The sequence below is a fragment of the Sphingomonas sp. PP-F2F-G114-C0414 genome, assembly GCF_003688595.1.
Lineage (GTDB): Bacteria > Pseudomonadota > Alphaproteobacteria > Sphingomonadales > Sphingomonadaceae > Sphingomonas.
Genome location: NZ_RCWT01000009.1, coordinates 140663 through 166151 on the forward strand (window position 1 = coordinate 140663; position 25489 = coordinate 166151).

Sequence of the window (25489 nt, forward strand, 5' to 3'; positions counted from 1 at the left end):
GTGCGCACCGGTTCGGCGATGGCGTCGGCCGCTGGGAGACGGACAATGAAGGTCATGTTGATGGGCGCGGTCGTGGCGATCGGCGCCGCTGCCGTACCGGTGGCGGCGCAAAAGGCGAACGCGGTCATAACCAAGGCGCTGGCGGACCCCGCACGCGCCGACCAGCAGGGCGACGACGCGCGCCGCAAGGCCGCCGAGGTGCTGGCGTTCTCGGGCGTGAAGCCGGGCGACGTGGTGGTCGATTACCTGCCGGGCGCAGGCTATTGGACGCGGATCTTCACAGGCGTCGTGGGGCCGAAGGGCCATGTCTACGCGGTATGGCCGGCGGCAGGCGCAAAATATGCCGAGAAGTCGCTGCCGGCCTTGCAGGCACGCGCGCTCGGCAACGTGACCGCCGAGGTCCAGGCGACCAACCTGCCGACCTCGCCCAAGCCCGTCGACCTGTTCTGGACGGTGCAGAATTATCACGACATCCCGAACGACGGCGCGGGCGAGCCGGCGTTGCGCGCGTTCGATACCGCGGTGTTCCGCATGCTGAAGCGCGGCGGCACCTATGTGGTGATCGACCACGCCGACGCGCCGGGCACCGGCATGACCGGCACCAGCACACGGCACCGGATCGATCCGGCCGCGGTCAAGACGCAGGTCGAGGCGGCAGGGTTCAGGTTCGTCGGCCAGTCGCCGGTGCTGCGCAACCCGGCGGACGATCACAGCAAGGCGGTGTTCGACCCTGCCATTCGCGGCAAGACCGACCAGTTCGTCTACAAGTTCAGGAAGCCGTAAGCGGCGCTGCGATGGGGGTGGTCCGCGCTGGTCGACGTCGTTGCGATACGTCGACCAGCCGGGGAATACTGGTGCTGCCGGTGAGGATTGAACTCACGACCTCAGCCTTACCAAGGATGCGCTCTACCACTGAGCTACGGCAGCACTCGTCGGCATCGCTGCCGGCGGAGTGGGGCTAAGAGACGAGGGCGGCGCGATTGTCAAGGCATCGCGACCCGATATAGGGCGTATTTATGGACGATCGGGATCGAAAGGCGGCGGAGAAAGCCGAGCGCATGGCCGCCGCGCTGCGCGAGAATCTGCGGCGGCGGAAGGCGCAGTCGCGGGCCGTGGGGGCTACGCCTGCGCCGAAGGACGAGCCGTCTAGCTGAGCGGCGCGCATTTGGCGGTCAGCCAGGCGCGATCCTCCGCGTCGGTCATTTCGGGGGTCAGGACCGCCAGTACCTGTGCGTGATAATCGTCGACCCATTGGCGCTCTGCCGCGGTCAGCAGCGTCGGCTTGATCAGCGTGCGTTCGATCGGGCAGAAGGTGAGCGTCTCGAAGCCGAGCATTGCGCGGTCGGCGCCGGGGATCGTGCGGGGTTCGATGAGGATCAGGTTCTCGATGCGGATGCCGTATTCGCCGGCCTTGTAGTAGCCGGGCTCGTTGGAGAGCATCATGCCGGCGCGTAAGGGTTCCATCGCCGCGCCGCCGGGGTAGTTGGGCGAGGCGATCCGCTGCGGGCCTTCGTGGACCGCGAGATACGCACCGACGCCGTGGCCGGTGCCGTGGCCGAAATCGAGGCCGGCTTCCCACAGCGGACGGCGGGCGAACGCGTCGATCTGGCCGCCCATCGTGCCGTCGGGGAAGACCGCGGTGGCGATGCCGATGTGACCCTTGAGGACGCGCGTGAAGCGGTCGCGCATCTCTTCGGTCGGGTCGCCGATCGGCATGACGCGGGTGACGTCGGTGGTGCCGTCGGCATATTGGCCGCCGGAGTCGATCAAATAGAGCTGGCCGGGTTCGATCGGTGCGCTCGATTCCTCGGTGACGTGGTAATGCGGGATCGCGCCGTGCGGGCCGGTCGCGGAGATCGTGTCGAACGAGGTGTCCTTCAGGACGCCGGTCTGTTCGCGGAAGGCGAGCAGCTTGGCGGCGGCGCTGAGTTCGGTTTGCCCCCCCTTTACGCATTCGGTTTCGACCCAGCGGAGGAAGCGTGCGAGGGCGGCGCCGTCGCGGGCGGAGGCGGCGCGGTGGCCGGCGATCTCGACCGGGTTCTTGATGGCCTTGGCGAGGACGACGGGATCTCGCAGCGGCAGGATCTTCGCGCCGCTGGCCTGGAGCGCCTGCGTGATTGCGGCGACTGCGCGTTCGGGATCGGCGGCGACGCGCTTGCCGGCATAGGTGCCGAGGGTCGCGGCGAAGGCGGTGCGGTCGTGGAGGCGGACCGCGTTGCCGAGATGCTGGCGGACGGCGTCGTCGAGTTTGTCGGGGGCGACGAACAGGTCGGTGGTGCCGTCCGCGCCGACGATCGCGTAGGACAGTGCTACGGGCGTGTGGTCGACGTCGTTGCCGCGGATGTTGAGCGCCCAGGCGATCGAATCGAGCGCGGTGAGGACGACCGCGTCGGCCTTGTGCTCGGCCAGCCAGTCGGCGATCGCCGCGCGCTTTTTGGCCGAGGACGCGCCGGTGAACTGGTCGGGCTGGACGGTGAGCTTGGCGGGGGAGGGGGCGGGGCGGTCGGTCCAGATCGTGTCGATGGGGTTGGCTTCGACCGCTACCAGCGTCGCGTTGCGTTCGGCGAGGGCTGTGGTGGCGTCGGCGACCCAGCCGCCGGTGTGCAGCCACGGGTCATAGCCGATCCGACCACCGTCCGGCGCGTGCTGGCCGAGCCAGGCGGCGGGGCTGGTCTGCGGCACGTCGGCATACGCCCACAGCGCGCCGTCGACCTGGTCGCGGACCTGGATCGTGTAGCGGCCATCGGTGAAGATCGCGGCGCGATCGGCGAGGACCACGGCGGTCCCGGCCGAGCCGCCGAACCCGGTCAGCCAGCCGAGCCGCTGCGCGTAACCGCCGACATATTCGCTCATATGCTCGTCGGTCAGCGGGATCACGAAGCCGTCGAGACGGTCGGTTGCGAGCTGTGCGCGCAGGGCGGCGAGGCGGTCGGTCGGGGTCGGCATGGGGCGGACTCTCTGGTCTGGAAATGGCGCGTGTGCGGCAAAGCAGCGCGATAGCAGCTCGGTCGGTTCCGGGCGACCGTTTCGGGAAACCAGAGGCCGATCCGGACTATCGAGCGTGGTCGGGTATCGTACCTTTTGATCACGATGTCCGCCTCACGGGAGCCGTTCAGGTTGCCGGGCGTACACGGCGTGCCGCATCGATCCGCGATGCCGCAAGGAGTGTCCGATGAAAGCCGTGTTTGCCGTAGCCCTCGCCGTCGCCGCCCCCGTTTTCGCTGCTGGCGGTGCCGAAGCGCAGTCGTCGAAGCAGACCTATCCGAGTTGCGATATTCGCGCTCAACACGCGCTGAAGGCCGAGACCGGCGGCAGCATCAAGGATGCTCGACAGGCGCATATATCGATGCGCGCGAACATCCTCGAAGCGGACCTCGGCACCGCGCACAAGGCAGGGCGTCTGACGCAGCGACAGGCCGACACGCTGTTCAAGCGCGTCGAGGCGGTGCGCCACGCGACCGATCGTTTCGTGAAGAAACAGGGCTTCCTCAGCGCGGCCGAGCGCGCCAGCTACGATCGCGAGCTGGATGCGGTGGCGATGCGGATCTGCCGCTCATGAGCCGTTGATCGGGGATCGCCCTGCGACCGGTCGACCGGTCAGGCATAGGCAGCTTGCGACGCATAGTCCGGTTTGCGTGCGGTCGACCGCGGACCATCACCCCGGGATATCTTGAAGCTCGCGGCCTGGGTGGACAGCGATCGTACTTCGTTCGCGAGATTGCGCGCGGCGGCGGAGGTTTCCTCGACCATCGCCGCGTTCTGCTGCGTCGACTGGTCCATCGTGCCGATCGCTGTAGAGATTTCGGTGATCGCCGCCGACTGTGCCTGATTGTCCGCGGCCATCGTCGCGAGCAGTTCGTGCACCTCGGCGACGTCGTCGACGATGGTGCTCAGCGCGCCATCGACGCGCGTCACCGCCTCGACCGCGGTCACGACCTCGGTCTGCGTGACCGTCAGCTGGTCACGCGCCCGCTTGGCTTCTTCCTCGGCGCGCATCGCCAGCGCCGAGACGAGGTCGGCGACCACCGCGAAACCGCGCCCTGCATCACCAGCACGCCCGGCCTCGACCGCGGCGTTCATCGCCAGCACGCGCGTCTGGAACGCGATCTTGTCGAGCCCTTCGATCACGCTGTCGATGCCCTTCGCGCTCTCCGACACCCGGCCCATCGCCTGCACGGCTTCTTCCGCCACCGTTCGCCCGCTGCCGACCGTGGCGATCGTCTGGTTCGCGCGCTGGACCGTCCGGGTCGCGGCTGCCGCCGATGCGCGGAGCCGCGCGTCCATCTGCGTCACCGAGGCGGTGGTTTCCTCCAGCGACGCCGCATTGCTCTCGGTACGCCGGGCAAGATCTTCCGACGCCTGGGCGATCTCGCCGGAGCCGGTCTGGATGCTCGCCGCGCTGTCCGATACCGAACCGATCAGGTTGCGCATCGAATCGATCGCGGCGTTGAAGTCGGTCTTCAACGGCAGATATTCCGGCATCAGGTCGGCGGTGATGCTGGCCGTCAGATCGCCCCGGCCGAATTTTTCGAGGTGGTCGCGGAAGACGGCGATCATCTCGTCCTGCGCGGCGGATTGCTTGAGCCTTGCCGCCGCCGTCTCTCGAAACGAGAACATCGCCTTGGTCATCCGCCCGACGCAATCCCGATACGCGGTGTGGGCGATCGGCGCGTCAAGGTCGCCCTTGGCGAGCGCTTCCATGCGAACGACGGTGGAAACGTACGGATCGCACACGGCCGTTCGGATCCGGGCACCGGCGCAACCCGCAGCGATCGTGATCGCGGCTCCGAGGGCCAGGCCGACGAGCGGGTAGCCCGCAACCGACGCCACGAAGGTCGTCATCACGCCAAGCGCCACCAAGAGGGTCATACCGGTGAACGCGATCATCATCTTCTGACGGATCGGCGCAACCTCCTGAAACCACAGCAATCTATTTTCTCCGCTTTGTAAACAACACACATTCTAGGCGAACCTGCGGTGGGTTTAGGTCCACAACGGCAATAAATTCTTCATACTCTGCTTAACGCTCGGTTAGGGGTTTTGGGTGGCGGACGGGTCCGTATGCCGCACGGGGACGGGCGTTGGCTTCCGTCGGCTGCCCGGCTAACACACCGGCATGACCACGCCCCCCATCGCCGAACAGCGCCCGCACAGCTTCACCACGCATGGCGTGACGATCGAGGATCCGTATGCGTGGCTGAAGGATCCGAACTATCCGGAGGTCGATGACGCCGACGTGCTGGCCTATCTTGCCGCCGAGAATGTGTATTTCGAAGCGCAGATGGCGCCGCACGAAGCGCTTACCGACACGATCTACGAAGAGATGAAGGCGCGGATCAAGGAGGACGAATCCTCGGTGCCGCAGAAGGATGGCGATTGGCTCTACTGGACCGCGTACGAGACTGGCGGGCAGTACAAGAAATGGTGGCGGAAGCCCGTTGCGGGCGGTGACGACGAGCTGTTGCTCGACGAGCCGGCGCTGGCGGAGGGGCACGAGTATTTCCGGCTCGGGGCGTTCTCGATCAGCAATGACGGGCGGTATCTCGCCTATGCGATCGACGACAATGGGAGCGAGCGGTTCGAGGTTCGGGTCAAGGACCTGGATACCGGCGAGCATCTGCCCGACGTGATCCCGGGGATGCTCAGCGAGATCGTCTGGACCGCGGACGATGCGGGCTTCCTGTACGGGTTGGCGAACGAGCAGTGGCGGACCGACAATGCGCGGTTCCACCGGCTGGGGACGCCGATCTCCGAGGACGTCGTGCTGTTCCACGAGGAAGACGAGGGCTTTCGCGTCGGCGTCGGCGAGACGAGTTCGCGCAAGTGGATCGTGATCGCGACCAGCGATCATGTGACGAGCGAGCTGTACCTGCTGCCCGCGCATGAGCCTCTGGCGGTGCCGATCCTCGTGTCGGCGCGGAAGGTGGGCCGCGAATATGACGTGGACGAGCATGACGGGACGCTGTTCATCCACACCAACGACGTCGATCCGAATTTCCGGCTCTGCACCGCGCTGGTCGAGGAGCCGGATGCGTGGAGCGAGCTGATTCCGGCGAGCCCGACGTTCTACATGACCGGCGTGGAGTGTTATCAGGACTTCTTCGTGGTCGACGGGCGCGAGGACGGGCTCGATCAGATCGCGATCCACCGGTACGAGACGCCAACCGAGGGCAAGCGGATCGACTTCCCCGAGGCGAGCTATGTCGCAGGGCTGGGGGACAATCCCGAGTACGACATGACGGTGTTGCGGCTTGGGTATGAGTCGATGGTCACGCCTGGCACTGTATATGATTACGACGTCGATACCGGCGAGCGGACGATGCTCAAGGTGCAGGAAATCCCGAGCGGCTATGACGCGGCGAAGTATGCGACCGAGCGGCTCAAGATTACTGCGCGGGACGGGACCGAGATTCCGGTCTCGATCGTGTATCCGGCGGGGTTCGTGCGCGACGGGTCTGCGCCGTTGTTCCTCTATGCGTATGGCGCGTACGGCTATGCGATCCCGCCGGGCTTCTCGACCGGGCGGATGAGCCTGCTCGATCGCGGGTTTGCCTATGCGATCGCGCATATCCGTGGCGGCGACGATCTGGGCCAGCAATGGTATCTGGATGGCAAGCTCGAGAAGCGCGCGAACACGTTCAATGATTTCGTCGATGTGGCGAAGGCGCTGGTCGACGCGCAGTGGACGTCGGCGGGGAAGATCGCGATCGCGGGGCGGTCTGCTGGCGGCGAGCTGATGGGGGCGGTGGTCAATTCCGACCCCGAACTGTGGGGCGCGGTGATCGCCGACGTGCCGTTCGTCGACGTGCTGAACACGATGCTCGACGAGAGTTTGCCGCTGACGCCGGGCGAGTGGCCGGAGTGGGGTAATCCGATCGAGGACGAGGCTGCGTTCAAGCTGATCCGGTCGTATTCGCCGTACGACAACGTCAAGGCGCAGGCTTATCCGCCGATGTTTATCAGCGGTGGGCTCAACGATCCGCGCGTGACCTATTGGGAGCCGGCGAAGTGGGCGGCGAAGCTGCGGCTGATGAAGACCGACGACAATGTCCTGTTGCTCAAGACCAACATGGGCGCGGGGCATGGCGGCAAGTCGGGGCGGTTCGAATCGCTGCGTGAGGGTGCCGAGGAGCATGCGTTCGTGCTGTGGCAGCTGGGCGTCGCGGGGTGAGCCGGTTCACGCTCTCGATCACGGCGCAGGACGCGGATATCGACGAGCTTGGGCATGTGAACAATGCGGTCTGGGTGCAGTGGATCCAGGCCATCGCGACTGCGCATTGGGAGGCTGTGGCGCCGGCCGAGCACAAGCTGGCGTATGTGTGGGTCGTGACGCGGCATGAGATCGATTACCGTGGGAGTGTTGTCGCGGGGGAGACGGTCGTTGGCGAGACTTGGGTCGAGGGGGCGCCGAAGGGGGCTCGGTTCGATCGGCATGTTCGGTTTGTCGGCGATGACGGGCGGGTGAAGCTGCAGGCGGTTACGACCTGGGCTTTGCTGGATCGGGGGACCGGGCGGTTGATGCGGGTGCGCGAGGATGTGGCTGCGCCGTTTTATCCTCCCCGGAACGGGGAGGGGGACCGCGACGCGTAGCGGCGTGGTGGAGGGGGAGCGCCGCGGGCGTTACGGTTGTGTCGGAGCGATACCGGGCGCTGCGATCGGGTAAGGCGAGTCTCACGGCTGGTACTTTTGTCGCACGCCCCCTCCACCAGCTTCGCTGGTCCCCCTCCCCGTGCCGGGGAGGATTAGCCGCTGTTTCTTAGCGCGGTGGCGATCGCGTTGATCGAGAGGAGGATGCCTTCGCCGATGCGGGGGTCGTCCTCGCCGGCGCGGCGGCGTTTGATCAGTTCGATCTGGAGGAGGTTGAGCGGCTCGATATAGGGGAGGCGGAGGCGGATCGAGGCGTCTAGGGCGGGGTGCTTTTCAAGCAGGCGCGACTGGCCGGTGACTTGCAGAAGCCCGTCGTGGGTCTGGTGCCAGCCGTCGCGGATCGTGGTGAAGATTTCGCGGAGTTTGTCGTCCTCGACGAGCCCGGCATAGCGTTCGGCGATGCCGATGTCGGACTTGGCGAGCACCATCTCCAGGTTCGCCAGCGCCGAGGCGAAGAGCGGCCAGCCTTGCGCCATGTCCTTCAGCAGCGCCTTGTCCTCGAAATCGGCGATCGCACGGCCTACCCCGTACCAGCCGGGGAGCATGACGCGCGCCTGCGCCCAGCTGAACACCCAGGGGATCGCGCGAAGGTCTTCGATGCGGTCGGACTTGGTGCGGCTGGCGGGGCGGCTGCCGATCTTGAGGCCGGCGATCTCGGCGATCGGCGTCATCTGGCGGAAGAAGGTGCGGAAGCCCTCCGTACCGTAAACCAGGTCGCGGTAGCTGTGGAATGCGGTGTCGCTGAGCGTGTCCATTGCGGCGGAGAAGCTGGCGTTGTCGGCGTTCGACAGGCGTTCGGGTTCGAGGCTTGCCAGCAACGTGGCGGAGGCGATCGCTTCGAGATTGGTCATCGCGGCGTCGCGCGTGCCGTATTTCGCGGCGATCACTTCGCCTTGCTCGGTGATGCGGATGCGGCCCTGGACGGTGCCCGAGGGCTGCGCGCGGATCGCGCGGAACGCCGAGCCTCCGCCGCGCCCGACCGCGCCGCCGCGGCCGTGGAACAGCTGCATACCGACGCCGGCCGCCGCGAAGACGGGTTTGAGTGCGGTCGAGGCTTTTGAAAGCTGCCAGGTGGAGGTTAGGTAGCCGCCGTCCTTGTTGCTGTCAGAGTAGCCGATCATCACTTCCTGATGGCCGCGTGCCTTGGAGATCGTGGCGATCTCGGGGAGCGCGAACCAGGCGGTCATGACGGCGGGGGCGGCTTCGAGATCGCCGATCGTCTCGAACAGCGGGACGGCCATGATCGCTGCCGTGGGGGTTTCGCCGGGTCGGTAGAGGCCGACTTCCTTGAGCAGGAGGTTCACCTCGAGCAGGTCGCTGACCGACTGCGCCATCGAGACGATGTAGTTGGTGATGCACGCGGGGCCGTAGGCGGCGTGCGCGTCGGCGGCGGCCTGGACGATCGCGAGTTCGCCGGCTGTTTCCTCCGAATATTCGGCGAAGCGCGAGGTGAGGGGGCGGGCGTTGGCGAGTTCGCGGCGGAGCAGCGCGACGCGGGCGTCTTCGTCGAGCGCGAGGTAATCGTCCTCGACGCCGGCGACTTTCAGCAGTTCGGCGACGACGCGTTCGTGGACGGCGCTGTTCTGGCGAAGGTCGAGTGTGGCGAGGTGGAAGCCGAACGTCTCGACCGCGCGGATCAGCCGGCCGAGCGCGCCGCCGGTCTTCAGCGCGATGCCGAGGCCGTGCGCGAGCGTGACGAGGTCGGCGCGGAAGTCGGCGGGGTTGGCGTACGCGTCGCCGGCGAGTCGGCCGGGGCGAGGGGCGTGCTTGCCCGTGAGTGCGTCGTGCGTGGCGGACAGGCGGGCGTAGATGCCGGAGAGCGCGCGGCGATATGGTTCGTCGCTGCGGCTGGCGGCACCGTCGCCGCTGGCGTCGGCGAGCGCCTGTACCGCGGCGTCGGCGGGGGCGTGCTCGGTCGAGATCGAGAGTTCGGCGCCGAGTGCATGCACCGCGTCGCAGTAGTAGCCGAGGACGGCTTCACTCGCCTTCGACAGCGCGGTCTTGAGCGAATCTGCGGTGACGTAGGGGTTGCCGTCGCGGTCGCCGCCGATCCAGCTGCCGGGGCGCAAGAAGCTCGGCGTGCGTTCGCCGAGTGCGCGGTCCCAGCGCTGGTAGAGCGCGGGCAATGCGGGAAGGAACACGTCGCGCAGGTAGCTGAGCGCGGTGTCGACCTCGTCGGTGACGTAGAGGCGGTCGCGGCGCAGGACGCGGGTTTGCCAGAGCAAAGCGATCTGGCGGAGGATCGCGTCGTCGACGCTGTCGCCATCCGGCGTGGTGTCGCGGCCGAGATCGCGCAGGCCCATCAGCTCGGCGATGCGGTTGCGGTGGTCGATCATGCTCTTGCGCCGCACTTCGGTCGGGTGCGCGGTGAGCACGGGGGCGATCAGCGCGTGGTCGAGCAGCGTACGGATCTGGGTGCGGTCGATGCCTTCGGATTCGAGTTGGGCGATCGCGGAGGCGAGATCGGCGCCGTCTTCCGCGGCGATGCCCTGGCGGTCCTCGGCGAGGTTGGCGAGCATCGAGAAGAGCATGAAGCCGCGGACGAAATCGAGCGTCTCGTCGAGGCTGAGCTTTTCGAGGCTGAGATCGACTGCGCGGTCGTCGCCGGGCTTGCCTTCGGAGGCGTCGCGGTGGCGCTCGACCGACGCCTTGCGGATCGTCTCGGTGGCCGCGAACAGCCGCTCGCCGCCATAGGCGCGGATGACGTCGCCGAGCAGTTTGCCGAGGAAACGGATGTCGGAATTGTTCGCGATTGCGGGGAGGCTTGCCATGATTCCCTGCTGCGCTGCGGCAGGGATCAGGTCAACCGGGTTTGGTATCGTGAAGGACTGAGTTCGAATGAAAAACGCTGATCGCGTGTAATTTAATGTCGCTTATCTTTCCCGTCATCCTGACGAAAGTCGGGATCCAGGGTAACGGCGTGCAGCCTTTTCAACTCTGGATCCTGACTTTCGTCAGGATGACGGAACGATAGATGCCTACCGGTTGCGTGACTCCGTGCGTTCTTCCGACGTCACCGTGCCGTCATGGTTCAGGTCCATCTTGTCGAACCAGGCGAGCGTGCCTTCGCTCCATTCGATCGCGGTGATCACGCCGTCCTTGTTGCGGTCGAACGCCTTGATGCGAGAGTTGGGCGAAGGGAGTTCGTCCTTGGTGATGCGGTCGTCACCATTGCGGTCGAGCGTCCGGAAGCGACGCTCCAGGCTGGCGCCGAAATCGAGCCGCGAGGTTACCGACGGGGGCACGAAGCCGACCGCGTTGGCGTCGGCCTGTGCACGCTGCGCGTCCTTGTCGCCGCACGCGGACACCATAATTCCTGTCGCGGCGAGCGCCGCTACCAGTTTCACCTGCATAGAATCTCCCGTCGTATCGATGCCGTCAGGCCTCGAGTTCGATGTCCCAGTACAGCCAGTCGTGCCACGTGTCGTGCAGGTAGTTGGGCGGGAAGCTGCGGCCGTGTTCCTGGAGATGCCAGTTGGTCGGGCGGATCGCCTCGATATGCAGCGGCATCGCCGCCTGTTTCGGCGTGCGCCCGCCCTTTTTGAGGTTGCAGGGCGAGCAGGCGGTGACGACGTTCTCCCACGTGGTACGACCGCCTTGCGCGCGGGGGATGACATGGTCGAAGGTGAGATCGCGCAGCTTGCCGCAATATTGGCAGGTGAACTTGTCGCGCAGGAACAGGTTGAAGCGGGTGAAGGCGGGAAATTGCGACGGTCGGACGAACTGCTTGAGCGCGATCACCGAGGGCAGCTTCAGCGCGAAATTGGCGCTGCGCACTTCGCGTTCGTAGGTGGCGACGATGTCGACACGGTCGAGGAAGACAGCCTTGACCGCGGTTTGCCACGGCCAGACGCTGAGCGGATAGTAGGAAAGCGGCGTGTAATCGGCATTGAGCACGAGCGCCGGACAACCATCCGGATGACGCATCAGATCGGGGTGAAACACGGCTCCTCCCACTCAGGCTTCGCAGAGCGCCCTATGGACGACAGCGATGACAGCGGCATGACAGCACGCCGCGTGGCGGTCGGTCAAGCATGCTGAGCGACGGACCGGTCGTCACGCGGTTCGCGCCGAGCCCGACGGGGCGGTTGCATCTGGGCCACACGGTGTCGGCGATCCGCGCGCACGATTACGCGCGCGAGCGGGGCGGGCGGTTCCTGCTGCGGATCGAGGATATCGACGGGACGCGGAGTCGACCCGAGTTCGTGGCGGGGATTTTGGAGGACCTGGGGTGGCTTGGGTTGCGGTGGGACTCGCTGGTGTTCCAGTCGGAGCGGTTGGCTACGTATGATGTTGCGCTGGAGGCTTTGAAGGCGCGCGGGCTGGTTTACCCCTGTTTCTGTACGCGGGCGGAGATCGCGGCGAGCGCGTCGGCGCCACAGGGGGATGTCGGGCCGGTCTATCCGGGGATTTGTCGCGGTCTGAGCGCGGAGGAGGTCGCTGCGCGGGGGGATGTGGCGCATTGCTGGCGGCTCGACATGGCGGAGGCTGTGGCGATTACCGGCGTGCTTGTGTGGCATGATGCGACTGCGGGAACGGTTGTCGCTGAGCCGTTGGCGCAGGGGGACGTCGTGCTGGCGCGGAAGGACGCGCCGGCGAGCTATCATCTGGCGGTGACTCTGGACGATGCGGCGCAGGGTGTGACGGACGTGGTGCGCGGGGTGGACCTGTTCGCGGCGACGGACGTGCACCGGGTTTTGCAGGCTTTGCTGGGGTTGCCGGTGCCGGCGTATCATCATCATCCGCTGGTGGTGGATGCCGCGGGGCGGCGGTTGGCCAAGCGGGATGGGGCTTTGTCGCTGGCGGAGATGCGGGCGGCGGGGGAGGATGGGGTGGGGTTGGCGGCTCGGTTGCGGGGTGGTGATCTACTCCCGGCTTCCGGGTGAGCACCTGAACTAAGCGGTGCCAATGTCCTCCGAACACGGCGGCCTTTAGCGAAATGCAATCTTGCACGTCCTTGTTCTTCCGCGAAGGCGGGAGCCCAGTCTGGGTCCCCGCCTTCGCGGGGAAACAAGGTGGAGGGAGTGACGCCTCTAACGTGGCACCACCCCGGCGGAGGCCGGGGCCCAGTTGGGGGACGTTGCCAACTGATCACAGTGCTTCGTTACTGCGACCTTTCCCACTGGGCCCCGGCCTTCGCCGGGGTGGTGTTTCTCATGGGTGGTGCCGAGTTGCGTTTGATTAGGACGCCGCTGCTAAAGCTCGATCCCCAGCTTCGGAGCTGCCCACGTCATCGCCGCGTACAGCGCGATCGTCAGTGCGCACCCGGCCACCAGCGATACCCAGAACGGCATGCCGTGGCGGAGCAGCGCCGGGATCAGGAGGAACATCGGCAGCGACGGCAGCACGTACCAGAAGGTCGCGCCGGCGTGTGCGGCCATCGTTCGGGGGTCGGGCTTGTCGTGCCAGAGCCAGATCATGCCGAGCACCGACACCAGCGGCAGCGACGCCACGAGCGCGCCGAAGCCGGGATAGCGCTTGGCGATCTCCGACGCGGCGGCGATAAGAATGCCCGAGATCAGAGCTCTCAACGTCACGTATAACATGCAGCATTTGCGCGCATCACGAGGCGATCCGCAACACTGTTCAAGCCATTGCTAGCGACAGCCGGTGCGCTTACATTCCTTGTATGAACACATTCCTCGTCATCCTCCTGATCGCGGCGATGATCGCGACCGTCGTGGCTCTGGTGCGGGGCGTCGTGTCGTTCCTGCAGGAGGGCACGGCGCAGGTCCGCGACGGAAACGGCCCGAGCGCGGCGTCGCTGAAATCGAATCGGATGATGCAGCAGCGGATCTTCTTCCAGGCGCTGGCGATCCTGATCGTGGTCGTGATCCTGTTCGCGGCGGGGCGGAACTAGGGTCTAACGCGCTTTGCTAACCACCGTCATCCCAGCGCAAGCTGGGATCTCAACGTTAGGCGGATGTCGCGAGCCACGAGGGATACCCCAGCTTTCGCTGAGGTGACGGACTTGTGGCACAGCATGGTCGGACAGAAGGAATCGACCGATGGTCAAGCTCAACAAGATCTACACGCGAACGGGTGACGACGGCACGACCGGGCTGGTCGACGGCTCGCGGGTGTCGAAGGCGAGCGCGCTGATGCAGGCGATCGGCGATGTCGATGAGGCGAACTCCGCCATTGGTTTGGCGGTGGTGGCGCTTGGCGACGATCCGCTCGCCGTGGCGCTGGAGCGGATTGAGAACGATCTGTTCGACCTTGGTGCCGACCTCGCGACTCCCGCAGGCGCTGACGGGTTTGCGCCTTCCGACATGGTGCTGCGGATAGTGCCAGCGCAGGTCGAGCGGCTGGAGCGTGAGATCGATGCGATGAACGCTCACCTCGCGCCGTTGCGCAGCTTCATCCTGCCGGGCGGGTCGCCACAGGCCGCCGCACTGCATCTGGCGCGGGCGATTTCGCGGCGCGCGGAGCGATCCGCGGTTGCGGCGACGCATGATATGCCACTGAATCCGGCGGCATTAGCGTATGTTAACCGGCTATCGGATTTCCTGTTCGTGGCGTCGCGCGCAGTGAACCAAAACGGGGCCGGCGACGTTCTATGGCGACCGGGGGCTACGCGCGCGCAGGCGTGATCGGCGTTCGCGCGTTGCGGTACTGGGCGACGCATTGAAGGATAACCGATGCCGCAGCCTGTTCGTCCCGATCTCACCCCCGCTCCTTCGTCGGATCTGAGCGAGCGCTTCTCGACGGTACGCGCGCTGTCGCTTGCCCTCGCCGCGCCTCTGTCGGATGCGGATGCGACGGTGCAGTCGATGGACGACGCGTCGCCGACCAAGTGGCATCTGGCGCATACGACGTGGTTCTTCGAGACCTTCGTGCTGCGCGATAATGTCGATGGTTATGCGCTGCATGACGAGCGGTTTCCGTTCCTGTTCAACAGCTATTACGAGGCCGAGGGGCGACGCCATGCGCGCGACCGGCGTGGGATGGTGACGCGGCCGTCGCTCGACGAGGTGCGGGCGTACCGCGCGCATGTCGATGCGGCGCTGCTCGATGCGCTGCCCGGGTTGTCGGAGGATGCACAGGCGCTGGTGGCGCTTGGCTGTCATCACGAGGAGCAGCACCAAGAGCTGCTGGTGACCGACATCCTTCACATGTTTTCCGAAAACCCGCTTGAGCCCGCGATGTGGCCGGCGCCGCGGAAAGTGCCGGTCGAGATGCCGGGGCCGATCGGTTGGATCGCGCGCGAGAGCGGGATCGTCGAGGTCGGGCATGACGGCGACGGGTTCGCATTCGATTGCGAGGGGCCGCGTCACGCCGCCCTGCTGGTGCCGCATGCGATCGCCGACCGTACCGTGACGAACGGCGAGTGGGCGGCGTTCATTGCCGATGGCGGCTACACCGAAGCGCGGCATTGGCTGGCGGATGGCTGGGCGTGGGTGAAGGCCGAGGGCATCGTCGCGCCGCTCTACTGGGAACAGGGCGAGGCAGGCTGGACGCGGTTCGGGCTCGACGGGCGGCGCGCGATCGATCCGGCGGCACCGGTGACGCATGTGAGCTTTTTCGAGGCGGATGCGTATGCGAGCTGGGCTGGCGCACGGTTGCCGACCGAGTTCGAATGGGAGGCGGCGGCGGCGTCGCATGATGCGCGCGGCGGCAACCAGATGGACGTGGCGGGGCCGGTCGAGCCTCGGCCGGCGGCGAATGGCCCGGCGTTTTTCGGCGACGTCTGGGAGTGGACCGGCAGCGCGTACCGCCCGTATCCCGGTTTCGTGACAGCGGCCGGCGCCGTCGGCGAATACAACGGCAAGTTCATGAGCTCGCAGTTCATCCTGCGCGGTGGCAGCTGTGCCACGCCGCGTGGCCATGCCCGGCCGAGCTACCGCAATTTCTTCTATCCGCATCAACGGTGGCAGTTCACCGGCGTGCGTCTCGCGAAAGATATCTGATGTTGAAGCCTGAGATCGAGGACGGCCAGCAGACGCTCGCCGACCCGCAATTCCGCGCGGACGTGCTGGACGGGCTCGCGCGGCGGCCGCGGGCGATCCCGGCACGGTGGTTCTACGACCGGCGCGGCTCGGAGTTGTTCGAGAAGATCACCGATCTGCCTGAATATTATCCGACGCGGACCGAGCGGTCGATCCTCGAGACGGCATGTCCCGAGGTGGCGACGCTTGCGGGCGCAGGGCGTGCGGTCGTCGAGTTTGGCTCGGGATCGTCGACCAAGACGCCGATCCTGCTCGATGCGGTCGCGCCGTCGGTCTATGTGCCGATCGATATCTCGGGGGATTTCCTGCGGGAGTCGTCGAAAGTGCTGGGCGATCAGTTTCCGGATCTGCTGGTACTACCGTTCGAGGCGGACTTCATGCGGCCGTTGAGCCTGCCGAAGACGATTGCGGATACGCCCAAGCTCGGGTTTTTCCCGGGGTCGACGATTGGCAACATGATCCCGTTAATGGCGGTCGACCTGTTGCGCGCGATGCGGTCGTCGCTCGGCGTCGGCGCGATGCTGCTAATCGGGATGGACCGGATCAAAAGCGAGGACGTGCTGGTGCCCGCGTATGACGATGCGCAGGGCGTGACGGCGGCGTTCAACCTGAACCTGCTCGAGCGGATCAACCGCGAGCTGGACGGCGATATCCCGGTCGACGCGTTCCGGCACAAGGCGGTCTGGAACGACGATCGCGCGCGGATCGAGATGCACCTGGAGGCGGTGCGCGACGTGGCGTTTACCGTTGACGGGCGGTCGTTCGAGATGATTGCCGGCGAGACGATCCACACGGAGAACTCGCATAAATACGGCGCGCGCGATGCTCGGATCCTGCTGCGGTCGGGCGGGTGGACGCCGGTGGCTTCGTGGACCGATCCGGAGGGGTTGTTCGGGGTGTATCTGGCCGAGGCGCAGGTGGAGCGGCCGGCGCCTTGAGGGCGGCTGCCCAGCGTTGCCGATCGGGGCGACGTTAGTATCGCCCAATTGTAGACGATCGTTGATCAAACCGGGGCGAACGTCTGTAGCTGAGCTGGAACGCTTGCCTTGCATTTCATGATATTGCAGAAAAACACTGGCGCGGCGAAGAGAGAAGGGTCTCCGCTGGCCGACGGTGAGGAGGGGGGCCTGGAATGATCGTATTGCTCCTGGCCGGGGTAACGGACGTTAATTACCCGCGTCCGCCTATCATTAGTCCGCTACGGCCGTCGCAGATGACCGGCCCTTTTCGTTATGGCTACGATTCGAAGGACGCAGGCGCCACAGCAAGACTCCTCTTAACGGTTGATCCAACCGGAAGAATTATACATTGCGATGTCGTCGTTCCAAGCGGCCATCCCAAGTTGGATACAGCCGGTTGCAAGCTATACCTTGGTATCAAGGGGCAGCCGGCGCTTGGTGGTGATGGGAAGCCGGCATACGGAACAATAAGTGCAGGATTAACATTTTTCAAAGATGGAGGCCTGATCCCACCATCTGTTGATCTCCAGCTGGTAGTTGAGCGCTTGCCTGACCCAGGCGCTGTCTTCGCTAGGCGGTTTTCTTCACTGATCGTGGATCCAACCGGCAAAGTGCTCACGTGCAGCAACATACTGTATGGCCGCGCGTCGCCCGATGCGCTCGACCGTGCCCTCTGCAAGTTCGCCGCGACTTCCTTCACCTTCAAACCAGTTTTAGATGTTGCGAACAGACCGACTGAATCTGTCCAGGCTTTTGCCGTCGAGTTTTCCACGACGGATGCGCCTGTTGTGCGACCGGGGCCCCCGCTTCCGCCTGAATAGCCGGGCCACATCCACCCTGCGCGTTAATGTCTGCTCCCGCCCACACCCGTACGTGCAGGCTGACGATCCGGGCTACCAATAACGGCCATTCGTTAAGCGCGATCTTTCCCGTTTCTCCGCCTCCGATTGGCCATTTCGGGAAAGAGCAATTGGGAACAGATTTCGGGAAAGCGAAACTCGCAGGCGGCCGTCAACGCGATCGAGGCGGCGAGATTCCCGCCAGACGTTGGTTTGTGGGAAAGATGCCGCGAGCCTGTCGAGCGGCCACTCCGCCCTTTACTGAATTACTTCGATGGAGCGCAGCCATTGTTCCGCAAGCTTGGGCCAGTTGCCTATCGGTAATCTTGTGGGGCGAACTCCAAATGCATGCCCGCCCTCTGCGTAAATATGCATTTCAGCGCGCACGCCGGCTTCCTTGAGCGCGATGTAGTAAGCAAGAGATTGCTGGACGCTATCCGTTTGATCGTCTTCAGCATGTATGATGAAGGTCGGCGGTGTTGCCGATGATACCCGGATGTCTCCGCGCACCTTCAAATTGGATGCGTCACGTACTTTTTCGTCTTCATCTTCATGCCCCCAAATATGTCCGGGATATCCGATCAGGACGAAATCGGGTCTGCAGCTTATGGCATCAGCCGCGTCGATAGCGCGGTAGGCCCGTTTCGCGAAATTAGTGCTTAACGCGGCTGCCAAATGCCCACCAGCGGAGAAGCCGATGACGCCGATCTTCTTCGGATCTACGCCGTATGCCCCGGCCTTTGCGCGGATAAGGCCGAGGGTTCTCTGGGCATCCTGCAAAGCGGTTGGAACTGGTGGATAGTACCGCTTTCCATCTCTGTAGGTAGGTCCGGATTCCGGCACTCTGTATTTCAGCAGGACGCAGGTGATTCCACGAGAGGTCAACCAGTCACAGATTTCGGTGCCTTCCAAATCCATGGCGAGGAACTGATACCCACCACCCGGAAGCACCATAACAGCCGCGCCGGTATTAACCCCCGTCGGGGCGTAGATCGTCATCGTGGGGCGACTGACGTTATTGGCTCTCGGCCACCATTCGCGGCCGAGCGGTGGGCCAACAGATTCTGGTTCAGGATTCGGCAGCGCATCCGGCACCGCGCCGGGCCAAATCGGCACCTGGATGTGTCCGGCGGACGGTTCCCAAATCCGAGAAGCGCTTGCCGCCTTCTCTGGCGTGCCGTTGATCGGCCTGACAGCCTCGCCGCTTACTTCATGCGGGCCGATCATATCCGCTTGAACGTCGCAGGCTCCCAGCAAGGTTGCGATCGTCACAAAAACAACTTGGCCACGCCTCATCATCCGCCGGCCCTTTCCCGATTCGGGCAGCATATACGGATTTAGAGAACACCACAGTGTTCCCGTTATTAGATCCTTTTTGGGAAAGCCGGCAGCCGCCCAATGTCGGCTATCGCCACCCGCCCTCCCGAAAGCAGCCGGTCCGATTTCCTTCCCCATCTTGGCCATTCCGCTTACGTCCAGTTGCAGACATGGGCTACCTAGCCGTAGTTTGGCGGATATGCCCTGACCAAACTGCGCGTCAGTCCGTGACCAAGGTGCCCCAGGTGGCGACCTCGGCCTCGAGCCAATCGCCGAGATGATCGAACGCTGCGATTAATGGCCGGTTCGGCCGGATGCGCTCCCGGGCGTTGCGCTGTAGAAGCCGTCCACCTGCACGCCTCCGGACGGACGCCGCCGTCTGTGGCAGCAGCGACCAAAGGAATTGCATCTGACATGACCAGCATCCTCAAGAAAATCGAAGCCTATAAGCGCCAGGAAATAGAGGCCGCGAAAGCCACGGTATCGCTTGCCGACCTCCGGGCGATGCAAGCCGATCAAGAGGCTCCACGCGGCTTTCACAAGGCCCTGGTCGCCCGGCAAAGCGCCGGCCTGTTCGGGCTCATCGCGGAAATCAAGAAGGCCAGCCCGTCCAAGGGGCTGATCCGTTCGGATTTCGATCCACCCGCCCTCGCGCGCGCGTATGAAGCAGGCGGCGCGGCGTGTCTTTCCGTGCTGACGGATGCGCCGAGCTTCCAGGGTGCGCCGGCGTTCCTCACCGCCGCTCGTGCGGCCTGCAGCCTGCCGGCGCTGCGCAAGGACTTCATGTTCGAAACCTATCAGGTCGATGAAGCCCGCGCCTGGGGTGCGGACTGCATCCTTCTGATCATGGCATCGCTGTCCGATGACGACGCGGTTCGTCTGCAAGACCGAGCGTTCGCTCTGGGCATGGATGTTCTGGTCGAGGTCCATGACGAACCGGAAATGGAGAGAGCGCTGAAACTGTCCTCGCCGCTGATCGGTATAAACAATCGGGATCTGCGCACCTTCGAAGTCAGCCTGACGAACAGCGAAAAGCTGGCGCCGATGGTACCCAGCGATCACCTGATCATCGGCGAAAGCGGCATTTTCACGCATGCCGATTGTCAGCGGCTCCAGACTGCCGGCATCACGTCGTTCCTGGTCGGCGAAAGCCTCATGCGAAAAGACGATGTCGAGACCGCGACGCGCGTTCTCCTGAACGGCGAAGACGCAAGCTGATCCAGGAATAACTGCGAGCGGAATTCCGATCCGTCGTCCGCGCCCTGCTCGTGCCCTCCCCCGAAGGGGAGGGGCGGGTCAGGGCCGGATCACGCGGGCGCGCCAAGTCGTGATGAAGTCCGCGTTGCCGCGGCATTCGCGCATTTGCGACTGTTCGGAGAGGCGGAAGCGGGTGCCGTCCCAGACGAAGCGCTGGTGGACGCCGCAATCGCCCAGGCCGCGGCCCTTTGCGTCGCTGGTCAGGACGCCGTTTTCGAACGCGCCGTTGATGACGCTTTTGACGGGCGTGCCGGAGTCGGCGCCGGTCGCCTCGAAGCCTGCGGGGGCGTCGAACTGGGCTGGGGTGATCCCGGCGCCGTCGACGATGAAGAGCGCGCTGATCAGATTGTAGGCGCCGGTCGAGCAGGGGAAGATCACCAGCGACTTGCCGCCGCCGAGCGCGTGCGTTTCGGGGGTGAAGCCCTCGGCGTTGCAGGCGGCGCGTTTGCGCAGCGTTCCGATCTGCGCGGCAGTGAGCTTTGCGGCGGTGCCCGAAGGCGCGATCGCAGCGATGGCCGGAAGCGGCGGCGTGGGAGCACGCGACGGGGCGGGGCCCTTGGCGACGATCGCGTTGGTACTGCCGACGCGGCCTTGCTGTGCATCGACGTAGCGGAGTGCGGCGGCGGCGCCTTTCAGCGATAGCGTCGCGAGTGTGCGATTATCCGCTCCGTGTACGGTCAACGTCGTGCCGTTCGCCATCGCTGCGGCAAGGCCAGCGGCGTCGCGTAACGCAGTGGGTTTGCCATCGACCGCAAAGCTGGCCGGTTGGGCCGCCTGCGCGTTGTCCGTTGCGATCTTGACCGAGACTGCGCCGGCGGGGCCGGGTTCACGCGTGATGTTCAGCGTGATCGGTGATCCAGGCTCGCTCGGAAAGCCGTCTTCGGGCAGCAGCGCGGCGAGCGTGCACCGCAAGCCATTGTCGCAGCCGACCGCCCAGTCGCCGAAGGTCTTCGGCACGCCCGGCGTCGGCTTGATATGGGTATCGGTGACGGCCGCCGGCGTGGCCGGCGTCGCGCGTGCCTCGGGCGGTGTCGCCGTGGTCGCGTTGCGCGTTTGCGGCGCGGCGGGCTGCGAGGAGGGGGAGCAACCGGCCACCGCTGCGGCGATGATCGAGAGGGGGAGCAGGGCCGAAGTTCGCATCATCTGCCGATATTAGCGTTCTACGAAGTTGCCGGAAAGTCATCCGGCAACTTCCCACCGCAAAGTGGCGTCACTCAGGCGAGCAGGATCGACGCGGCGCGATTGGCGTCGAACAGCAGGTGGACGAGACCGGGGGCGGGGCGGGCGACGGCGTGGACACCGAGCGCTTCGAGCGACGATAGCGAGGTGCGGTCGGCGTCGTGCAGGCGGATGCGCAGTCGCGTGCCGTGGCGGGTGGCGCCCTCGATATTGTCGGTGCCGCCGAGTGCTGCGATCGTCGCGGCGGTCAGGCGGATATCCGCCGGGACTTCGGCTGCCGGTTCGGCGACGACCGGGGCTGGGCCACCGGCGGCGATCGCGTCGCGGATCTCGACCGCGACCGAGTCGGCGATCGGGCCCAGCACGATCTGGAGCGCCTTGTCGGACGGACGGATCAGGCCGCGCGCGCCGAGTGCCTTGAGCCGTGCCTCGTCCACCGCGCCCTGGTCGACGACGATCAGGCGCAGGCGGGTCGTGCACGCGCCGACGCTGGTCAGGTTGGCGGCGCCGCCGAGTGCTTCGGCAAACGCGGAGCCACGCTCGCTCTTGGCGACGGTGGCCGCGGCGACGGGCGCGTCGCGCTCGCGGCCGGGCGTGGGGAGGTCGAGGCGCTTGATGACGGTGCGGAACAGGACGTAGTAGATCGCGGCATAGGCTAGACCGACCGGGATCAGCAGCAGCGGTTTGGTCGCCTTGCCGTAGTTCAGGACATAGTCGAACAGCCCCGCGGAGAAGCCGAAGCCCAATTTCACGCCGAGCGCGTTCATCAGCGCCATCGATAGGCCGGTCAGCACCGCGTGGATCGCGTAGAGCACCGGTGCCAAGAACATGAAGCTGAACTCGATCGGCTCGGTCACACCGGTCAGGGCGGACGTAAGCGCGAGGCTGAGCAGCATGCCGCCGACCGCTTTGCGGCGTTCGGGCAGCGCCGAATGGTACATCGCGAGACAGGCGGCGGGCAGGCCGAACATCATCACGGGGAAGAACCCGGCCATGAACGCGCCCGCGGTCGGGTCGCCGGCGAAGAAGCGGCGGAGGTCGCCCGTGGTGCCGTGGTAGTCGCCGGCGACGAACCAGACGATGTTGTTGAGCAAATGGTGGAGCCCGGTGACGAGCAGCAGGCGGTTGAGCAACCCGAACGCAAACAGGCCGAACCCGCCGGCGCCACTGATCCCGTAGCTCAGGCCGTCGATCCCGGTGCTGAGCGCGCCGAAGCCAAGACCAACGATGATGCCGAGTACGAGGCCCGCGACGCCGCTGACGATCGGCACGAACCGACGTCCGCCGAAGAAGGCGAGGTATTCGGGGAGCGCGATCGCCGAGAAGCGGTTGTAGAAACTGCCGCCGATCAGCCCCGAAAGGATGCCGATCGGTACGTCGAGCCGGGCGATCGCCTTGGCCTTCCAGGCGGCGGTGGCGAGTGCGATCGTGTCGCCGGTGAAGCCCTTGAGTGCGTCAGCGGGGACGGTCATGAGCGCTTGTGCGCCCTGCGTCGTCACGAGGTAGCAGACCACGCCCGCGAGACATGCGGCGCCGTTGCCGTCGCGCGCGAACCCGGTGGCGACGCCGATCGCGAACAACAGGCCGAGGTGCGAGAAGATCGCGTCACCTGCGGCGCTGAGCACCGCGATGTCGAGCATGTCGGGTTGGCCGAGCCGCAGCAACAGCCCGGCGACGGGGAGCACCGCGATCGGCAGCATGAGCGCGCGGCCGAGCGGCTGGAGGGCTTCGAGCACGGACTTCATGGGCGGAAACTCCGGGCGAGCGTTCGCACGTCCGCGGCTGAAATGCAGTTCATGGCGGCTGCGGCATGCGCGCGGCAGGCGTCGATCGTGAGCGTCGCGACTAGCGCCTTGATCTCGGGCACGAGCGCGGGCGCGGACGAGAGTTCGGTGACGCCGAGCCCGATCAGGATCGGTACCGCGAGCGGATCGGAGGCGAGGCCGCCGCACACGCCGGTCCATTTGCCGTGGACCGCACCGCCTTCGCAGGTGCGTGCGATCAGGCGCAGCACGGCGGGATGGAGCCCGTCGAGGTCGCTCGCGACCGCCGGATTACCGCGGTCCATCGCGAGCGCGTACTGCGTCAGGTCGTTAGTGCCGATCGACAAGAAGTCGGCTTCGCTGGCTAGCAGGTCGGCGGTGACTGCGGCGGCGGGCGTCTCGATCATGATGCCGAGCGCGACATGCTCGGTGTGGCCGGTCGCGGCGGCCGCGGCGTCGAGTGCAGTGCGGACCGCGCGGAGCTCGGCCAGGCTTGCGATCATCGGCACCATGATCCGGCACTGGCCGGCGGGGCGCACCGCGAGGATCGCGCGCAGCTGGGCGTCGAGCATCTCGGGGTGCGCGAGACCGACGCGGATGCCGCGCAGACCGAGTGCGGGGTTTTCTTCCGCGGCGATCGGCAGATAGGGCGCGGGCTTGTCGCCGCCGATGTCGAGCAGGCGGACGATCAGCGGACGGCCGTCGAGCGTGTCGGCGATGCGCTGGTAATCGGCGGTCTGTTCTGCGACGCTGGGTGCGCTGTCGCGTTCGAGGAACAGGAATTCGGTGCGGAGGAGGCCACAGCCTTCTGCGCCGTTGCGGACGGCAGCGTCGGCGTCGTCGGCCGAGCCGAGATTGGCGAAGGCTTCGATCCGGACGCCGTCCTGCGTGCGGCATTCCTGCGCGGCGTTGGCGAGCGCGGCGCGGCGGCGTTCGGTCTGCGCGTCGAACGCGGTTTGTGCCGCTGCCTGTGTTTCGGAGTCCGGTGCGACGTGGAGCAGGCCTGCGCCGGCGTCGAGGATCAGCGGCGTACCCGCGGCGATCTCGGCGAGGGCGGGGCCGACTGCGACCAGGGCGGGCAGGCCCATCGTCGCGGCGAGGATCGCGACGTGCGAGGTCGGACCGCCGCGCTCGACGCAGAAGCCGACGATCGACGCGGTATCGAGGCCAAGCAGGTGCGACGGAAGCAGGTCGTCGGCCAGCAGGATCGTGCCGGGCGGGAAGCTCAGGCGTTCGTCGAGGTCTTCGCCGGCGAGCGCACGCAGCACCTGGCGTTCGAGGTCGAGCATGTCGTCCGCGCGCTCGGCGAGGCGCGCGTCGCCGGTCGCTTTGAGCGCGTCGGCTTGGCCGCGGATGGCGGTGCGCCAGGCGTAGGCGGCGCTGTCGCCTTGCGCGATCGCGGCGTGCGCGGCGTCGGTCAGCGTCGGGTCGTCGAGCAGGGCGGTATGCGCGGACAGGATCGAACGCTCGGCACCGGTTGCGGTGGCGGATTTGCTCGCGAGACGGTCCGCGACCAAGGCGAGCGCGGCGTCGAGTGCGGCGCGTTCGGTGGTTGCGCCTGCACCTTCGCGCGTCACCGCGATCTCGGCGAGGCGGAAGAGCCCGGCTTGGCCGATCGCGATGCCGGGGGAGGCGGTTACGCCGGGCAGGCGTCCGTCGGCGGGTAGGGTAACGACTTTAGCTGCCGCGCCCTTCTGTTCCCCCGCGAAAGCGGGGGCCCAGGACCCAGCAGCGCCATCGTTCGTGATTCCTGGGCCCCCGCCTTCGCGGGGGAACACGGCAGTGGACGCGGGTGAAGCTGATGCGTTTACGCCCGCCCCCGCCTTCTCACCCATGCCGCCGAGGATCAGGTCGCCGATCGCCGCGAGCGCGTCGGCGGCATCGGGCCCGGTGGCGGCGAGCGTGATCTCGTCGCCGAGCTTTACGCCGAGCGCCATAAGCGCGACCGGGCTGCGGACGTTGCCCTCGCGCTCATCCTTCGTGATCTTCACGTCGGACACGAATTTCCGTGCGATCTCGCCGATCCGGGCCGCCGGCCGCGCGTGGATGCCGTGGACCAGCGGCACGACGATCGTGCGGCGGACCGTATCGCCCTCGACCACCGCCACGTCGGCTGAATCGCGGGGTTCGAGCGTCATGACCGCCTCGCCGACGCCGACCAGCTTGCCGGTTTCGCGGCGAACGATGGTGAAGCGCTCGGGGTTGGTGACGATCACCGGCGTGATGACCGCACGTGCCTCGCAGACCAGCAGGTCGAGATCGAAGCGGATCAGCGGGTCGAGCCGCTGGACGCTCGCGCCCTCGGTCACGCAAGGGCTGAACCCGCGTCCGCCGAGCGCCACCGTGTCGAGACCGATATGCATCAGGATCTCGGCGCCCTCAGGCGTGCGGAGCGTGATCGCGTGGCCGCTGGCGTGGACGCTCAGCACGACCGCGTCGCACGGTGCATGCAGGCAGTCGCCGGTCGGATCGACGGCGATCCCGTCGCCCATCATCCGTTCGGCGAAGACCGGGTCGGGGACCGCCTCGAGAGGCGATGCCCAGCCCTGGAGGGGCGACGTCAGGATGATCGGCTTCAT

General features: G+C 66.1%; 21 protein-coding genes and 1 tRNA gene. 11 read left to right on the plus strand and 11 right to left on the minus strand.

The genetic code is table 11. From position 1 onward, the window contains the following. The first annotated feature begins 45 nt into the window (after positions 1–45). On the plus strand, positions 46–783 hold the full coding sequence (locus C8J47_RS01300) for a class I SAM-dependent methyltransferase (RefSeq protein WP_121884136.1): 738 nt from the start codon (positions 46–48) through the stop codon (positions 781–783). Positions 784–852: 69 nt separating this feature from the next. Here the strand turns inward: C8J47_RS01300 and C8J47_RS01305 are convergent. Then, positions 853–927: transfer RNA gene (locus C8J47_RS01305), tRNA-Thr, on the minus strand. A gap of 89 nt (positions 928–1016) precedes the next feature. On the opposite strand from C8J47_RS01305, the gene C8J47_RS19060 reads away from it, so the two are divergent. Next, positions 1017–1154, plus strand: coding sequence for a hypothetical protein (locus tag C8J47_RS19060; RefSeq protein WP_183128984.1), 138 nt, complete (start codon positions 1017–1019; stop codon positions 1152–1154). Here the strand turns inward: C8J47_RS19060 and C8J47_RS01310 are convergent. Further along, positions 1147–2946, minus strand: a complete 1800-nt coding sequence (locus tag C8J47_RS01310) for an aminopeptidase P family protein (RefSeq protein ID WP_121884137.1) — start codon at positions 2944–2946, stop codon at positions 1147–1149. The genes C8J47_RS19060 and C8J47_RS01310 overlap by 8 nt on opposite strands. Before the next feature lie 226 nt (positions 2947–3172). Here C8J47_RS01310 and C8J47_RS01315 point away from each other — a divergent pair, with 226 nt between their 5' ends. Continuing rightward, positions 3173–3559 (plus strand): hypothetical protein, encoded by a 387-nt coding sequence (locus C8J47_RS01315; protein ID WP_121884138.1) that lies wholly within the window; start codon positions 3173–3175, stop codon positions 3557–3559. A 38-nt stretch (positions 3560–3597) separates the two neighbouring features. Here C8J47_RS01315 and C8J47_RS01320 read toward each other — a convergent pair whose 3' ends face one another. Continuing rightward, the gene (locus tag C8J47_RS01320; RefSeq protein ID WP_259467298.1) at positions 3598–4929 is read right to left on the minus strand and encodes a methyl-accepting chemotaxis protein; all 1332 of its coding nucleotides are present in this window, start codon (positions 4927–4929) and stop codon (positions 3598–3600) included. Between the two features lie 187 nt (positions 4930–5116). On the opposite strand from C8J47_RS01320, the gene C8J47_RS01325 reads away from it, so the two are divergent. Then, positions 5117–7171 carry a S9 family peptidase gene (locus C8J47_RS01325; RefSeq protein WP_121884139.1) on the plus strand — a complete coding sequence of 685 codons (2055 nt, stop codon included), beginning with the start codon at positions 5117–5119 and terminating at the stop codon, positions 7169–7171. After that, positions 7168–7590, plus strand: a complete 423-nt coding sequence (locus C8J47_RS01330) for a thioesterase family protein (protein WP_121884140.1) — start codon at positions 7168–7170, stop codon at positions 7588–7590. Before C8J47_RS01325 ends, C8J47_RS01330 begins: the two co-directional genes overlap by 4 nt. A 152-nt stretch (positions 7591–7742) precedes the next feature. Here C8J47_RS01330 and ppc read toward each other — a convergent pair whose 3' ends face one another. The 3 genes from ppc to C8J47_RS01345 form a co-directional block, all read right to left on the minus strand. Next, positions 7743–10418 carry a phosphoenolpyruvate carboxylase gene (ppc, locus tag C8J47_RS01335; protein ID WP_121884141.1) on the minus strand — a complete coding sequence of 892 codons (2676 nt, stop codon included), beginning with the start codon at positions 10416–10418 and terminating at the stop codon, positions 7743–7745. A gap of 207 nt (positions 10419–10625) precedes the next feature. Then, positions 10626–11000: an EF-hand domain-containing protein gene (locus tag C8J47_RS01340; RefSeq protein WP_183128985.1), complete on the minus strand. Its 375-nt coding sequence runs from the start codon at positions 10998–11000 to the stop codon at positions 10626–10628. Positions 11001–11025: 25 nt separating this feature from the next. After that, the gene (locus C8J47_RS01345; protein ID WP_121884142.1) at positions 11026–11592 is read right to left on the minus strand and encodes an HNH endonuclease; all 567 of its coding nucleotides are present in this window, start codon (positions 11590–11592) and stop codon (positions 11026–11028) included. An 89-nt stretch (positions 11593–11681) separates the two neighbouring features. Here C8J47_RS01345 and gluQRS point away from each other — a divergent pair, with 89 nt between their 5' ends. Further along, complete coding sequence (gene gluQRS, locus C8J47_RS01350) at positions 11682–12533, plus strand: tRNA glutamyl-Q(34) synthetase GluQRS (RefSeq protein ID WP_121884143.1); 852 nt, start codon at positions 11682–11684, stop codon at positions 12531–12533. Positions 12534–12842: 309 nt separating this feature from the next. Here gluQRS and C8J47_RS01355 read toward each other — a convergent pair whose 3' ends face one another. Continuing rightward, positions 12843–13193, minus strand: coding sequence for a DUF3147 family protein (locus C8J47_RS01355; protein WP_121884144.1), 351 nt, complete (start codon positions 13191–13193; stop codon positions 12843–12845). Positions 13194–13276: 83 nt separating this feature from the next. On the opposite strand from C8J47_RS01355, the gene C8J47_RS01360 reads away from it, so the two are divergent. The 4 genes from C8J47_RS01360 (at position 13277) to egtD (ending at position 16534) form a co-directional block, all read left to right on the plus strand. Then, complete coding sequence (locus C8J47_RS01360) at positions 13277–13507, plus strand: twin transmembrane helix small protein (protein ID WP_056052241.1); 231 nt, start codon at positions 13277–13279, stop codon at positions 13505–13507. Positions 13508–13655: 148 nt separating this feature from the next. Then, positions 13656–14240: a cob(I)yrinic acid a,c-diamide adenosyltransferase gene (locus C8J47_RS01365; protein ID WP_121884145.1), complete on the plus strand. Its 585-nt coding sequence runs from the start codon at positions 13656–13658 to the stop codon at positions 14238–14240. A gap of 48 nt (positions 14241–14288) precedes the next feature. After that, positions 14289–15557, plus strand: coding sequence for an ergothioneine biosynthesis protein EgtB (gene egtB / locus C8J47_RS01370; RefSeq protein ID WP_121884146.1), 1269 nt, complete (start codon positions 14289–14291; stop codon positions 15555–15557). Beyond that, positions 15557–16534 carry an L-histidine N(alpha)-methyltransferase gene (gene egtD / locus C8J47_RS01375; protein ID WP_121884147.1) on the plus strand — a complete coding sequence of 326 codons (978 nt, stop codon included), beginning with the start codon at positions 15557–15559 and terminating at the stop codon, positions 16532–16534. Before egtB ends, egtD begins: the two co-directional genes overlap by 1 nt. Positions 16535–17652: 1118 nt before the next feature. On the opposite strand, the gene C8J47_RS01380 is transcribed toward egtD, so the two are convergent. Beyond that, complete coding sequence (locus tag C8J47_RS01380; protein ID WP_259467301.1) at positions 17653–18858, minus strand: alpha/beta hydrolase; 1206 nt, start codon at positions 18856–18858, stop codon at positions 17653–17655. Between the two features lie 267 nt (positions 18859–19125). On the opposite strand from C8J47_RS01380, the gene trpC reads away from it, so the two are divergent. Continuing rightward, on the plus strand, positions 19126–19929 hold the full coding sequence (trpC, locus tag C8J47_RS01390; RefSeq protein ID WP_121884149.1) for an indole-3-glycerol phosphate synthase TrpC: 804 nt from the start codon (positions 19126–19128) through the stop codon (positions 19927–19929). A gap of 78 nt (positions 19930–20007) precedes the next feature. Here the strand turns inward: trpC and C8J47_RS01395 are convergent, their stop codons facing one another. The 3 genes from C8J47_RS01395 to ptsP form a co-directional block, all read right to left on the minus strand. Continuing rightward, complete coding sequence (locus C8J47_RS01395; RefSeq protein ID WP_121884150.1) at positions 20008–21111, minus strand: DUF1176 domain-containing protein; 1104 nt, start codon at positions 21109–21111, stop codon at positions 20008–20010. A 71-nt stretch (positions 21112–21182) separates the two neighbouring features. Continuing rightward, positions 21183–22892 (minus strand): N-acetylglucosamine-specific PTS transporter subunit IIBC, encoded by a 1710-nt coding sequence (gene nagE, locus C8J47_RS01400; RefSeq protein ID WP_121884151.1) that lies wholly within the window; start codon positions 22890–22892, stop codon positions 21183–21185. Further along, on the minus strand, positions 22889–25489 hold the full coding sequence (ptsP, locus tag C8J47_RS01405; RefSeq protein WP_121884152.1) for a phosphoenolpyruvate--protein phosphotransferase: 2601 nt from the start codon (positions 25487–25489) through the stop codon (positions 22889–22891). Before ptsP ends, nagE begins: the two co-directional genes overlap by 4 nt.